Below are 13,750 nucleotides of genomic sequence, written 5' to 3' on the forward strand. Positions count from 1 at the left end.
ATTATTTCAACTGCAGACGCTCGACGATATGGCCGTGCTTGAGATGCTGTTCGAAGATTTCGTCGATGTCGGTTTCGTCGACGTAGGTGTACCAGACGCCTTCCGGGTAAACCACCAGCACCGGGCCTTCGTCGCAGCGGTCCATGCAGCCCGCACTGTTGATGCGGCATTTGCCGGCGCCGGTGAGGTGCGCCTGCTTGGCTTTTTTCTTCATGTAATCGCGCATCTGCTGGCCACCGGAGGCACCGCAGCAGGGGGCGCCGTCGTCGCGTTGGTTGGTGCAGAAAAACACGTGGTGGGTGAAATACGGCTTAGTCATCAGATCGTTCCGAATATTTGGTGGCATTCCCGTGCGCCAGATCGGCCGGGTATTTGCGGGCGTTGATATCGAGCTTGTCGGCGGCGGCTTCGAGCAGGTCGATGCCGAGCACGTCGGCCAGCCGCGTCAGGTAGATCAACACGTCGGCGATCTCCTGACGCACCGCCTCGTGTTGCGTTGGGCTCAAGTCTTGGCTTTGTTCGGCCGTCAGCCATTGGAAGGGTTCCAGCAGTTCCGCCGCTTCCACGCTCAGTGCCATGGCCAGATTTTTGGGCGTGTGGAAGCGTTCCCATGCGCGCGCCTGGGCAAACGCACGGATATGCTGGCGCAGGGTGTCGAGGCTGTCGATTACGGGGGCATTCATGGGCGGCATGATACCCCGCAGGCGATGAGCTTATGACACCCCTGACGAATGATCGACAAATGCCAGGGCGTACAGCGGACGGATGATCGATGTGCGGCCCGGGTGGTGGTGCCATGGCCTGGCGTGGTGTTTGCTTGGGCTTGTGCCGATGGCTTCACACGTTGAAGTCGAATTTTCATTTCGCTCAGGCATAATCGCGGCGGATAGCTTGCTTAATTTGAGGGAGGGTGGACATGTTCACAATTAATACACTCATCGCACGCGTCAGCGTGGTGTTCGCAGTCGCTGCGATAACGGGCTGCTCCAGTACGCCGACCTACCCGCCTGCGCCGATACAAGCGCCCCCCCCCGTGTCCGTGGATCCGCGGGTAAGCGGCTGGAATTACCTGCTTGGACCGGGTGACTCGGTCCAGGTTTTTGTCTGGCGCAACCCGGAAGTGTCCGGCAGTTTCCCGATCCGCCCTGACGGCAAAATGACCATGAACCTGATCGAGGACATGCAGGCTTCAGGTAAGACCCCGACCCAGCTGGCGCGCGATATTGAAAAGGCGCTCTCCAAATACATTCAGGAACCCATCGCCACCGTCATCGTTTCGGGAGGTATCGGGCCCTATAACCAGCAAATCCGGGTGTTGGGCGAGGCCACCGATCCGCAGGCGTTGGGTTATCGCGAAGGTATGAGCGTGGTCGATGTGATGATTGCAGCGGGCGGGCTGACCGATTTCGCCGATGGCAACAAGGCTTACATCTCGCGAATCGTCAAGGAAAATGGCGAGCGGGTCCAGCTGGGGGTGCGGCTCGAGGATTTGTTGCGGGACGGTGATAGCACGGCCGCCGTGGAAATGCGTCCGGGCGATGTGCTGGTCATTCCTGAGAGCCTGTTCTAATCGCACGCACACCGTCCTGACAGACGGTGTGCGTGTTTTGCCGGGGTAGAGAGTCCGCATGGATCAAGTGTTGCAACAAATTTTGGGGTATGCCAAAGCCGCGTGGCAGCGGCGCTGGTGGGGCGTCGCAGTCGCCTGGTTGGCGTGCATCGTCGGCTGGACCTGGGTCATGATGCTGCCGGACCGCTATGAAGCGTCGGCGCGTGTCTATGTGGACACCCAGACCCTGCTCAAGCCCTTGTTGCAGGGTCTGACAGCCGAACCCAATGTGGAGCAGCAGATCAAGCTGATGACGCGTCAGCTGGTGAGCCGGCCGACCCTGGAAAAAGTCGCCCGCATGACCGATCTGGATGTTAAGGCCAAAACCCCTGAGCAGACCGAGGCCATGCTGGACAATCTGGCCGGGAAAATTGCGATCGGCAACGCCGGACAGGAAAACCTGTACACCATCAGCTATCAGGATCCGAGCGGCGATCTGGCCAAGAAAGTGGTGCAGTCATTGCTGACCATTTTTGTGGAAACCAGTCTGGGCAAAACGCGCCAGGACATTTCCAGTTCGCAGCGCTTCATCGAGGAGCAGTTGCAGCAATATCAACAGAAGCTGACCGATGCTGAAAACGCGCTGAAGGAATTCAAGCAGAAGCATATCGGCATGATGCCAGGCCAGGGCGGGGATTATTATGCCAAGCTGGCCGAGGTTTCGACCCAGTTGCGGCAGGCGCAGCTGGATCAGCAGGAAGCAATCAATCGCCGCAACCAGCTCAAGCAGCAACTGGTTGATGAAGAGCCGGAATTGGTGGCGGCGGCCGCTTCAATGACCGATGGCGAGATCGACAGCCGTATCCAGGCTTTGCAGAAGCAGATGGATCAGCTGCGTCTGCAGTACACCGATCTGCATCCCGACATTCAGGCGAACAAGCGTCTGGTCGAAAAACTGGAAGCGCAGAAAAAAGCCGATATGGCAGCTCGCAAGGCGGATCCGGCCGGCACCAAAATCCAGAACCCGGTATACCAGCAGCTCACCATTGCCATCGCCGAGGCCGATGCGACCGTGGCGTCCCTGCAGGCGCGTGTCGGGGAATACCAGCGGCGCTACAGCGAGTTGCGGAGTGCCTCCAACATGGTTCCGCAGGTCGAACAGGAATATACCCAGTTGATGCGCGACTACGATGTGTATCGCCAGAATTACGATGCGCTGTTGAAGCGTCGCGAGTCTGTCAGCATGTCGGGCGAGGTCGAGAGCAAGACCGACACCGTCGATTTCCGGGTCATCGACCCTCCCTTTGTGCCGAGCCAGCCGGCTTGGCCCAATCGTCCCCTGTTGCTGTCGCTGGTGACGCTGGGCGCACTGGGTGCGGGCGTAGCCGTCGCCTTCCTGCTCAGCCAGCTGCGCCGCACCGTGACCGACCGCCGCGTGCTGCGCGAGTTGACCGGCTTGCCCTTGCTGGGCGCGGTTTCGCGGGTGGAAACAGATGAGACCCGGCGCCGCAAGCGCAAGGGCCTGCTGACTTACCTGGCCGCGCTGGGCAGCCTGATCGCCGCATATGGCGGGGTGATGATCCTGCAACTGGTCATATCGCGAGCCGGCTAGGAGAAACCCATGAGCATTATCGAAAAAGCCGCAGGAAAAATTGGCACAGGCGCGCCCAAGCCCACTCCTGAGAGCAGCCAGGGCGAAGCTGCGCGCGATGTCAGTCTGATCGAAGGTGCGGTCAACAAGCAGCAGGCCCGCGCGCCGGCAACGTCGTTTGTCGCCACGCCGGTGGAGCCGATGTTTAGCGACCCGGATGCCGGCGTGCTCGAAGGCAACAGCCAGGTGCAGTCGATCAATCTGACGCGTCTGCACCGCATGGGCGTGGTATCGCCGGACGCCGAGAAGAGCAAGATCGCCGAAGAGTTCCGCATCATCAAGCGTCCGCTGATTGCCAATGCCTTCGGGCAGGGTGCGGCGCGGGTGAAAAACGGCAATCTCATCATGGTGACCAGCTCGTTGCCGGGCGAAGGCAAAAGCTTTTGCGCCATCAATCTGGCGATCTCGATGGCGATGGAGATGGATCGCACCGTACTGCTGATCGACGCCGACGTCGCCAAGCCGCGTGTTCCGGAATATCTCGGCATTCATGCCGACAAGGGCCTGCTGGACGTATTGCAGGACAAGAATCTCAAGCTGTCCGACGTGATGATCAGGACCGACATCGCCAAGCTGACGGTCCTGCCGGCAGGCCGCACCTACAAGCGCGCGACCGAGTTGCTGGCGAGCGCGGCCATGACGCGGCTGGTCGAAGATATCGGCAACCGCTATCCGGACCGGATCATTCTGTTCGACTCGCCGCCGCTACTGGCGACCAGCGAAGCCAGCGCGCTGGCGACCCACATGGGTCAGATCGTCATGGTGGTGGAAGCCGAGAAAACATCGCAGGATGCCGTACGCGAGGCGCTGAGCCATATCCAGTCATGCGAAGTCGTGGGCATGTTGCTGAACAAAACCACGCCTACCCCCGGTGCGGATTATTACTATGGTCACTATGGCAGTTACGGTAAATAAGGTTCGCTCGTGCAGCTTTATGCCGGCGTTGCAGCGGCGTATGTTGTTGGCGGCAGCATTGTTGGTCGTGATTACGCTACCTGCTAGTCCGGTGGTTGCGATGGACTGGCAGTTTGAGCCCTCTGTAGGAGGCACGGCGACCTACACTGACAATGCTAATCAGAGCGGCGTCAATCCCGAAGATGCGCTGATCTTTACTGTGAGACCCAGCTTCAGCTTGCGTTCGGAAGGATCGCGCCGTATTCAGGCTAGCTTGGGCTATAGCCTTTCCGGCGTGGCGCGTTACGGAGAAGACCAAAGCACCGATCTCAATCACAACCTGGGAGCGCTCGGCAAAGCCGAGCTGGTCGAGGATTTCCTTTTTATTGACGGTACCGCAAGTATTTCGCAGGAACTGATTTCGCTGACAGGCTCGCCGGCCGACGCCAACATTAACGACAGCAACCGCGCCGCCGTCGGCACCTATTCAATCAGTCCCTACATTAAGAAACGTCTGGGTACGTTCGCCGATGCGCAGGTACGCTATACCACTGGTGGCGCGATTTTCGAGAATGATGTGGCCTCGAACTCCAATATAAATGCACTGACAGCAGAGTTGACCAATGGTACTCACTTCAACAATTTAAGCTGGGAGATCAATTACTCTCTGCGCAAGGCGAACAACAGCACCACCGCCGATACCACCTTCGAACGTGTCAGCGCGTCTGCGGGCTATGCGTTTACCCGCAAGTTCCGGGTGTTTGGTACCGTGGGCCAGGACTGGAATGACTACCTCAGCACCAGTGGAACCAGTGGCTCGTCGTGGAGCACAGGGGTTGGCTGGTCGCCTACCAGCCGCACCAGTGTTGAGGCCTCGTTCGGCGAACGCTATTTCGGCAACACTTACAGTTTATCCGCGAGCCATCGTACGCGGATATCACGATGGACGGCTAGCTACTCAGAGAATGTCAGCGATATCACGCAACAGTTTCTGGAAGAGAGTGGTCGCGTTTTCTGGGTATGTAATCGAATATTGCGGGAAACCCCCGACATCAATCCGCCGCAGGATCCCTGTCCAACAGGATGGGTGGGGCCTATTTCGGCTGGCCGGCTTGCTTTCGAGCTCAATAATCTCGGCATCTCGATTGACGATCTGGTGGCGGCAAACCTGCTGAACATTTCGATTGCCAATGGTGTTTACGTCATTAAGAGTTTTGCTGCCGGGGTGTCATGGGATGTCGGCCGCTTGGGGTTTGGATTATCTGCACGCGATATCAAGCGTCTCTATCAGGCGCTTAGTGATGCGCAGGATCATGTTCAAGGCCTGACTGGCTCTGTCAACTATCGAATGTCGCCCCGAACCAACGCCTACAGCAGCTTGTCGTTGACGTGGAACAATGTCGATGCCCTGCTGGCAGGTGGCACGGCGCGGGAGGATGAATTACTCAGCTTCAATCTGGGCTTCAATCATCGTTTTGCCGAGAGGCTCAATGGCGCGTTGACATTACGCCATACTCAACGGGATTCGAACGACGCGAACGCAGACTACGATGAAAATAGCATCACTGCCTCGGTCAATTTGAGTTTCTGACCGCTTTGCCGCGTGGCACGGCCCTTGCGTTGTAGAGGCAGGGCACGCCGAACCGGCCGCCAAAGTTCAACGGATCGTTCATGTACGAAGACTATTACCGCTTTAGTGCCAAACCGTTCCAGCTCAACCCGGACCCGCGTTTCTTTTACGGTTCCAAGGGGCACAAGCGGGCGATGGCGTATCTTGACTATGGCTTGTCGCTGGGCGAAGGCTTCATCGTCATCACCGGTGAAGTCGGCGCGGGCAAGACCACGCTGGTGCGCAACCTGTTCCGCCAGCTCGAGTCCTCCAATCTGCTGGCCGCACAGCTGGTCTCCACCCAGCTCGACGCCGAGGATACGCTGCGCAGCGTGGCCGCTTCGTTCGGCCTGGAACATGAAGGTCTGACCAAGTCCGCGCTGCTGAAAAACATCGAGGATTTTTTCATCGCCGCCACCCGCCAGGGCAAGCGCGTGCTGCTGGTGGTGGACGAGGCGCAGAACCTGACGCCGCGCGCGGTGGAAGAACTGCGTATGCTGTCCAATTTCCAGAACGACGAACGCTCGCTGATCCAGACCTTCCTGCTGGGCCAGCCGGAGTTTCGCGGCATTCTGCAAAGCCCCACCATGCAGCAACTGCGCCAGCGGGTGGTCGCCTCCTACCATCTGGGGCCGCTCGATGCGGACGAGACGCGCGGTTATATCGAGCACCGTTTGCGTACCGTCGGCTGGCAGGGGACGCCGGGGTTTGGCGACGATGCGTTTGCCGAGCTGCACCGCTTTACCGGCGGCATTCCGCGCCGACTCAATACCACGTGCGACCGCTTGTTGCTGTTCGGCTTTCTGGAGGAGAAAAACCACTTTGGCGAAGCTGAGGTCAACGAAGTGATTGCCGACCTCAGGAACGAAATCGCGCACCAGGATTTCAGTGGCCCGAGCGGTCTGAACGGCCAGCCTGCGGCTGAGAGCACGGTGACGAACGAAGACACCGCGCGCCTGTTGCAGCGCGTCGAGCAGATGGAGCGTTCGGTGAACCGCATCCTGCCCATCGTGCGGAAAATCCTCTACACCGTGAGCGAGCGCCAGGCTGCGGCCGAAGACGGCAGCTTGCCCGACAACCCTGAAATCACCCACTAGTTCACACGGAATCAACATGACCCAGGTTTTGTGTGTCGCGGGTGCGCGCCCGAATTTCATGAAAATCGCTCCGGTCATGGCCGCGCTGGCCGAGACCGGCATCGCCGCACAGCTGCTGCATACCGGCCAGCATTACGATGCGGCGATGAGCGATGGCTTCTTTGCCGACCTGGGCATTCCGCATCCGGACCATCATCTGGAAGTCGGCTCCGGCAGCCACGCGGTGCAGACGGCCGAGGTGATGAAGCGTTTCGAACCGGTGCTGGACAGCGTGAAGCCGCAGGCCGTGCTGGTGGTGGGCGATGTCAATTCCACCATTGCCTGCGCCCTGGTGGCGGCCAAGCGCGGGGTGCGGGTGATCCATGTCGAAGCCGGATTGCGCAGCTACGACCGCGCCATGCCGGAAGAAATCAATCGTGTGCTCACCGACCAGATTTCCGACTTGCTGTTCATCACCGAAAAAAGTGCGCTGGCCAATTTGCAGCGCGAAGGCATCGATCCAGCGCGCGTCGAGTTCGTCGGCAACGTGATGATCGACACCTTGTACCGCAATCTCGAACGCGCCGTGCCGAGCAGCCAGACGCTGGGGACGGCGCTGCCGGCGTATGCCGTGCTGACGCTGCACCGGCCGTCGAACGTCGACGATCCGGCTACGCTGGCTGCGCTGCTCGATGTGATCGGCGAAATCAACGCCGTGTTGCCGGTGGTGCTGCCCTTGCATCCACGCACGCGCGGCAATATCGAAAAGTTCGGCCTGAGCGCCAAGATCAATGCGCTGCGCATCCTGCCGCCGCTGGGCTATCTCGACATGCTGGGGCTGATGCGCGATGCCAAGCTGGTGCTGACCGATTCGGGCGGCATCCAGGAAGAAACCACTGCGCTCGGCGTGCCCTGTCTCACGCTGCGCGACAACACCGAACGTCCGATCACCCTGACCGAAGGCACCAACACGCTGGTCGGCGCCGATCCGGCAGCGATCCGCGCGGCGTTCGATCAGGTGATGACGAATGGCGGCCGCGCCGGCTGCATTCCTGAGTATTGGGATGGCCGTGCGGCGATGCGCATCGCGCACACGCTGAAGGGCTGGCTGCCCCAGGCGGCCGGCGTGCGGAGTGCGTAAATGGCGGCCATGAAAAACGCGATGTCGATCGATGTCGAAGATTATTTTCAGGTGTCGGCGTTTGCCTCGACCATTCGCCGCGAGGACTGGGACAGCCTGCCGTGCCGGGTGGAACGCAATATCGATGTGATTCTGCAACTGCTCGAAGAGGCGGATGCCAACGCGACCTTCTTCACCCTCGGCTGGATTGCCGAGCGCTATCCACAGGTGGTGCGCCGCATCGTCGACGCGGGTCACGAGCTCGCCAGCCATGGCTATGGTCACGAACGCGTGTCGGATCTCACACCTGAACAGTTCCGCAGCGACATCACCCGCGCCAAGCACATCCTCGAAGATCTCGGCGGGGTATCGGTTCGCGGCTACCGCGCGCCCAGCTTTTCCATCAACCAGAACAACTGGTGGGCCGTCGAAGAACTCGAAAACGCAGGCTACGTGTACAGCTCGAGCATCTATCCGGTCAAGCACGATCACTACGGCATGCCCGATGCGCCGCGCTTCCCGAATCGGCCCAATGGCGCCGACGGCATCCTCGAACTGCCGCCCACCACGCTGGCGCTGCTGGGGCGCAACCTGCCTGCGGCGGGCGGTGGCTGGTTCCGTCTGCTGCCCTATGCCCTGTCGCGCTGGATGCTGCAACGGGTGAACACACAGGATCAGGCGCCGTGCATGTTCTATTTCCATCCCTGGGAAATGGACGCCGGGCAACCGCGCCAGTCGGGTCTGTCGACCAGGACGCGTTTCCGCCATTACGTCAATCTGCAACGTATGCCGGGCAGAATGAAAAAATTGTTGAACGACTTCGAATGGGATCGTGTGGACCGCGTATTCCTGCCTTCGCTGTGAACATGCCGACCGAACTGCCCCAAGGGCACGCGTCCGTGCCCGCATCCGCTGCAGGTGAGGTGCGCATTCGTGCAGCATCGTCGAACGATGCCGCACGCTGGGATGCCTTTGTGCTGACGCATCCGGAGGCCACGTTTTTCCATCGCATCGGCTGGAAGCGGGTGATCGAGCAGGCCTTCGGCCATCGCAGTCATTATTTGCTGGCCGAACGCGCTGGCGCGATCGTCGGCGTGCTGCCGCTGGTGGAAATCAAAAGCCGCCTGTTTGGCCACAGCCTCGGCTCGCTGCCGTTCTGCGCGTATGGCGGTATCGTTGCCGCTGACGCGGACGCCCGTCGGGGCCTCGATCAGGCCGCGCAGGCGCTGGCCCGCACGCTCAAGGTGGGGGCGCTCGAGTACCGCAATCAGGTCGCGCAGCATGCCGACTGGCCGGCCAAGGACCTGTACGTCACCTTCAAGAAAGCCATCGAGCCCGAAGCCGAGGCCAACATGAACGCCATTCCGCGCAAGCAGCGCGCGATGGTTAGAAAAGGCATCAAGGCCGGGCTCACCGGTGAAATCGATCACGACACCACGCGCTTTTTTCAGGCCTATTCGGCCAGCGTGCACCGGCTCGGCACGCCGGTTTTTTCGCGCAAGTTTTTCCAGTTGCTCAAGGACGAGTTTGGCGATCATTGCGAGGTGCTGACCATCGTGCTCGGCGAACAGGTGATTGCCAGCGTAATGTCCTTTTATTTCCGCGACGAAGTGCTGCCATACTACGGCGGTGGCGTCGATGCGGCGCGCGCCGTGGCGGGCAACGATTTCATGTACTGGGAACTGATGCGGCGCGCCTGCGAGCGCGGCCTGAAAGTATTCGATTTCGGCCGCAGCAAGCGCGGTACCGGTTCGTTCGATTTCAAGAAGAACTGGGGCTTCGAGCCGACGCCGCTGCACTACGAATATTTTCTGGTGAGCGACAGCGAAGTGCCGGAAATCAATCCGCTCAACCCGAAATACCGCCTGTTCATCCAGGCCTGGAAGAAGATGCCGCTGGCTGTCGCCAATGTGATCGGGCCGCATATCGTCAAGAATCTGGGCTGAGCCATGGACGGACTGCTGTTCCTCGCGCATCGCATTCCGTTCCCGCCCAACAAGGGCGACAAGATCCGCTCGTTCCACTTGTTGCGGCATTTGAGCACGCGCTATGCCGTCCATCTCGGCGCCTTCGTCGACGATGCGGACGACTGGCAGTTTCAGGATGCGCTCAAACCCTATTGCGCCTCGATCAAGCTGTTGCCGCTGAACCCGCGGCGCGCCAAGCTGGCGAGCCTCGTCGGCCTGCTGAGTGGCGAAGCGCTGACGCTGCCGTATTACCGCAACCGCGAACTCATGCAATGGGCGGCCGGACTGGCTGCGAGCGGCACGGTCACGCGCGGGTTGGCGTATTCGTCGGCGATGGCGATGTTCATGCCGCCCTCGCTGGCCCGGCGGGTGATCGACATGGTCGACGTGGACTCCGACAAATGGACGCAATACGCGACGACCCAGCGCTGGCCGATGTCGTGGGTGTACGCCCGCGAAGGCCGCAAGCTGGCCGCATGGGAAGCGCGGGTGGCGCAGGATTTCGACGCCACCCTGCTGGTGTCGCAGGACGAGGCGGCCTTGCTGCAGCAGCGCGTGCCGCAGGCGCGGGACACCATCGGCGCGTTCGAAAACGGCGTCGATGCGGATTATTTTTCGCCGGCGCGCGACTACCCCAACCCCTATTCGCCCGACGTGAAGGGCATCGTCTTCACCGGTGCGATGGATTACTGGCCGAATGTCGATGCCGTGGTGTGGTTCGCCGAGCGGATATTCCCGGCCATACGCGATGCCTGCCCGGCGGCCCAGTTCACGATCGTCGGCAGCCGTCCCAGCGCGGCGGTACTGGCACTGGCGCGTCAGCCGGGTGTAGTCGTCACCGGGGGCGTGCCGGATGTGCGCCCCTGGCTGGCGCATGCAAGCTGCGCGGTGGCGCCGCTGCGCATTGCGCGCGGCGTGCAGAACAAGGTGCTCGAAGCGATGGCAATGGCGCGTCCGGTGGTGGTCAGCCCGCAAGCGGCCGAAGGCATCCGTGCCGAAGCCGGGCGCGATTTCACCCTGGCGCGTGGCGAGAGCGAATTCGCCGCAGCGGTGGTGACGCAATTGCAGCGCGCGCCGTCGGCCGCGCCCGCGCGCGATTGCATCCTGGCGCATTACGACTGGGCGGCCAATCTGCGCAGCATCGATCCCCTGTTCGAGCCGCTTGCGGCACCTTCCCCTGTTTCCGAGACCGAATTGCATGCCTCGCTTGCCTGACGCCCTGACTGTCCCCGCGCGCGGAGGGTGGCTGCCCGCCGGGCTGGCCATCGCCCTGGTTCTGCTGTTGATCGCGGTGTTCTGGCCGACGTTTTATTCGATGGCCGAAGTGTGGGAGCGTTCGGAAACCTTCGCCCATGGCTATCTGATCTTTCCGATCAGCGCCTGGCTGATATGGCGCATGCGCGACGAACTGACCGGGTTGCAGCCGCAGCCCGATCTGCGCGGTCTGCTCGTGCTGGCGGCCGCCGGCCTGGGCTGGCTGCTGGCGGACGCGGGCAGCGTGAACGTGGCGGCGCAGGCTGCTTTCATCGCCATGCTGGTTGCCGCGGTGTGGACGTTGCTCGGCTGGCAGGTGTTCCGGGCGCTGCTGTTTCCCCTGATGTTCCTGTTTTTCGCGGTGCCGGTGGGCGAGTTCCTGATCCAGCCGCTGATGGGTGTGACCGCGGATTTCACCGTGGCGATGCTGCGCGCCACCGGCATACCGGTCTATCGTGAAGGCACTTTTTTCAGTATTCCAAGCGGAGACTGGTCGGTGGTCGAAGGCTGCTCGGGGCTGCGCTACCTGATCGCCTCGATCACGCTGGGCGTGCTGTATGCCTATCTGACCTTCCGTTCGTGGCGACGCCGTCTGCTGTTTGTCGTCGCCGCCGTCATCGTGCCGATTTTCGCCAACAGCGGGCGCGCCTACATGATCGTGATGATCGCCCACCTGTCCGACATGAAGCTGGCGCTGGGGGTCGATCACTATATTTATGGCTGGGTCTTTTTTGGCTTCGTCATGTTGCTGCTGTTCTGGGTCGGCAGTTTCTGGCGCGAGGACGAAAGGCCGCAGTCCGATGCCCCGCCCCGCGGCATGGCCGCCGGCGACGTACCTGCGCGCGCATTCTGGCGGACCGGCGTGGCGGTGCTGGTCGTGGCCAGCCTGTGGCCGGCGTATGCCTTGTGGCTGAGCGCGCGCGCGCTGCCGGCCATGGCCCAGCTGCAGGTCGAACCGCACGGCGGCTGGCAGTCCGCCGGAGCATTCACCAAGTGGACGCCGCACTGGGTCGGTGCCGATCGCCAGCTGCGCCAGTCGTTTGTCCAGGCGGATCACCCGGTGTTGCTGGAGCTGAATTACTACGCGACCCAGCGTCAGGGCGCCGAACTGATCAATTCGCAGAATTTCATGATCCGGCAGAAAGACCCGGCCTGGTCGAACATCGGCGAAACGGTTGCCGGCGTGACGATAGGCGGCCAGCCGCGTCAGGTGCGCCAGGCCAAACTGCGTGGCAGCAACGGCCAGCGCTTGCTGGTGTGGCAGTGGAACCTGATCGACCAGCGTCATGTCGTGAATGACCAGATCGCCAAGCTGGTTCTGGCGGCCGACCGGGTGTTGCTGAAGCGCGACGACGGCCTGTCGGTGCTGATCGCCACGCCCTATGAAGATGGCGAAATGGATGCCGCGGTCACCATCCTGGCACGCTTTGCCGCCGACATGGACGCGCCGATCGGACGCGCGCTCGATCAGGTCGATGGACGGTGACGTGATTCCGCACATCGTGCATGTCGTTCACCGCTTCGATACCGGTGGCATGGAAAACGGCATGGTGAATCTGTTCAACACCCTGTCGCCGGAGCGCTACCGCCACACCGTGGTGGCGCTGACCGATTTCACCGATTTCCGGCGCCGCATCACGGCGCAGCCGGTCGGATTTTATGCCCTGCACCGTCCGCCGGGCCGCGGCCTCGGCTGGATGCTGCGTTTGCGCAGGCTGTTGCGCCAGCTGCAGCCCGACCTGGTGCACACGCGTAATCTCGCCGCACTCGAAGCGCAACTGGTGGCGGCAGCCTCCGGCATCCGCGCCACCGTGCATGGCGAGCACGGGCGCGATGTGTTCGACCTGTATGGGCAGAATCGCAAATACAACCTGATCCGCCGTGCCATCCGGCCGTTCGTCTCGAACTACATCGCAGTGAGTCAGGACCTTGAGAACTGGCTGCGCGAGACCATCCATGTGCCGGCGCACCGGCTGCACCAGATTTACAACGGCGTCGACAGCGTGAAGTTCCGTCCGCGTATCGGCGCCCGCCCCGAGTTTGCCCATCCTGACAGCATCGTGTTCGGCTCGGTGGGGCGCATGGTCGAGGTCAAGGACTATCCGACCCTGACGCGTGCCTTCATCCAGATGGTGCGCCAGCAGCCCGAGCGCGACGAACGGGCGCGGCTGGTGCTGGTGGGCGAAGGGCCGGCGCGCGCCACCTGTCTGGGCCTGCTGCAGCAGGCCGGGCTGGCGCATCTGGCCTGGCTGCCGGGCGAGCGCCACGATATTGCAGATATCATGCAGGCCTTCGATGTGTTCGTGCTGCCGTCGAAAAACGAAGGCATCTCCAATACTATTCTCGAAGCCCTGGCGAGCGGGTTGCCGGTGATTGCCACCGCAGTCGGTGGCAATGTCGAGCTGGTGCAGTCGGGGGTCAACGGCATGCTGGTGCAGCCTGGCGATGTGTCCGGCATGGCACAGGCCTTGCTGGGGTATCTGGACGCACCGGCGCGGATTGCCGAACATGGTCATGCCGCGCGGCGGTTGGCCGAGCAGCGTTACAGCATTCCGGCCATGGCCGAGGCGTATGCGGCGGTGTACGACCTGACGCTGCAGCGCAAGCGCTGAAACCCCGTCAAACGGCGC

At 61.7% G+C, this 13,750-nt stretch carries 13 protein-coding genes; 11 read left to right on the forward strand and 2 right to left on the reverse strand.

The window, feature by feature from the left end; all coding sequences use genetic code 11:
- Position 1 precedes the first annotated feature (1 nt).
- Both IV098_RS01885 and IV098_RS01890 read right to left on the reverse strand, forming a co-directional pair.
- Positions 2-319 (reverse strand): (2Fe-2S) ferredoxin domain-containing protein, encoded by a 318-nt coding sequence (locus IV098_RS01885; RefSeq protein WP_296885881.1) that lies wholly within the window; start codon positions 317-319, stop codon positions 2-4.
- Positions 312-683 carry a nucleotide pyrophosphohydrolase gene (locus IV098_RS01890; RefSeq protein WP_296885883.1) on the reverse strand — a complete coding sequence of 124 codons (372 nt, stop codon included), beginning with the start codon at positions 681-683 and terminating at the stop codon, positions 312-314. The genes IV098_RS01885 and IV098_RS01890 overlap by 8 nt, the downstream gene beginning before the upstream one ends.
- A 233-nt stretch (positions 684-916) precedes the next feature.
- Here IV098_RS01890 and IV098_RS01895 point away from each other — a divergent pair, with 233 nt between their 5' ends.
- The 11 genes from IV098_RS01895 (at position 917) to IV098_RS01945 (ending at position 13,732) form a co-directional block, all read left to right on the forward strand.
- A complete protein-coding gene (locus IV098_RS01895; RefSeq protein ID WP_296886320.1) occupies positions 917-1,570 on the forward strand; it encodes an XrtA/PEP-CTERM system exopolysaccharide export protein in 654 nt (217 codons plus the stop codon).
- A gap of 67 nt (positions 1,571-1,637) precedes the next feature.
- On the forward strand, positions 1,638-3,161 hold the full coding sequence (locus IV098_RS01900; protein ID WP_296885886.1) for an XrtA system polysaccharide chain length determinant: 1,524 nt from the start codon (positions 1,638-1,640) through the stop codon (positions 3,159-3,161).
- A gap of 9 nt (positions 3,162-3,170) precedes the next feature.
- Positions 3,171-4,115 (forward strand): XrtA-associated tyrosine autokinase, encoded by a 945-nt coding sequence (locus tag IV098_RS01905; protein ID WP_296885888.1) that lies wholly within the window; start codon positions 3,171-3,173, stop codon positions 4,113-4,115.
- Positions 4,087-5,685: a TIGR03016 family PEP-CTERM system-associated outer membrane protein gene (locus IV098_RS01910; RefSeq protein ID WP_296885890.1), complete on the forward strand. Its 1,599-nt coding sequence runs from the start codon at positions 4,087-4,089 to the stop codon at positions 5,683-5,685. Before IV098_RS01905 ends, IV098_RS01910 begins: the two co-directional genes overlap by 29 nt.
- An 80-nt stretch (positions 5,686-5,765) precedes the next feature.
- On the forward strand, positions 5,766-6,800 hold the full coding sequence (locus IV098_RS01915; RefSeq protein WP_296885892.1) for an XrtA/PEP-CTERM system-associated ATPase: 1,035 nt from the start codon (positions 5,766-5,768) through the stop codon (positions 6,798-6,800).
- A 16-nt stretch (positions 6,801-6,816) separates the two neighbouring features.
- Positions 6,817-7,920 (forward strand): non-hydrolyzing UDP-N-acetylglucosamine 2-epimerase, encoded by a 1,104-nt coding sequence (wecB, locus tag IV098_RS01920; RefSeq protein WP_296885893.1) that lies wholly within the window; start codon positions 6,817-6,819, stop codon positions 7,918-7,920.
- On the forward strand, positions 7,921-8,763 hold the full coding sequence (locus IV098_RS01925; RefSeq protein WP_296885895.1) for an XrtA system polysaccharide deacetylase: 843 nt from the start codon (positions 7,921-7,923) through the stop codon (positions 8,761-8,763).
- A gap of 2 nt (positions 8,764-8,765) precedes the next feature.
- Positions 8,766-9,845: a FemAB family XrtA/PEP-CTERM system-associated protein gene (locus IV098_RS01930; protein ID WP_296885897.1), complete on the forward strand. Its 1,080-nt coding sequence runs from the start codon at positions 8,766-8,768 to the stop codon at positions 9,843-9,845.
- A 3-nt stretch (positions 9,846-9,848) separates the two neighbouring features.
- Positions 9,849-11,081: a TIGR03087 family PEP-CTERM/XrtA system glycosyltransferase gene (locus tag IV098_RS01935; protein ID WP_296885898.1), complete on the forward strand. Its 1,233-nt coding sequence runs from the start codon at positions 9,849-9,851 to the stop codon at positions 11,079-11,081.
- Positions 11,065-12,606 (forward strand): exosortase A, encoded by a 1,542-nt coding sequence (gene xrtA / locus IV098_RS01940; protein ID WP_296885901.1) that lies wholly within the window; start codon positions 11,065-11,067, stop codon positions 12,604-12,606. Before IV098_RS01935 ends, xrtA begins: the two co-directional genes overlap by 17 nt.
- Entirely contained in the window at positions 12,596-13,732 is a 1,137-nt protein-coding gene (locus IV098_RS01945) for a TIGR03088 family PEP-CTERM/XrtA system glycosyltransferase (protein ID WP_296885902.1), read from the forward strand. Before xrtA ends, IV098_RS01945 begins: the two co-directional genes overlap by 11 nt.
- Positions 13,733-13,750: the final 18 nt, after the last annotated feature.

It is taken from the genome of Thiobacillus sp. (assembly GCF_018780105.1).
GTDB lineage: Bacteria > Pseudomonadota > Gammaproteobacteria > Burkholderiales > Thiobacillaceae > Thiobacillus.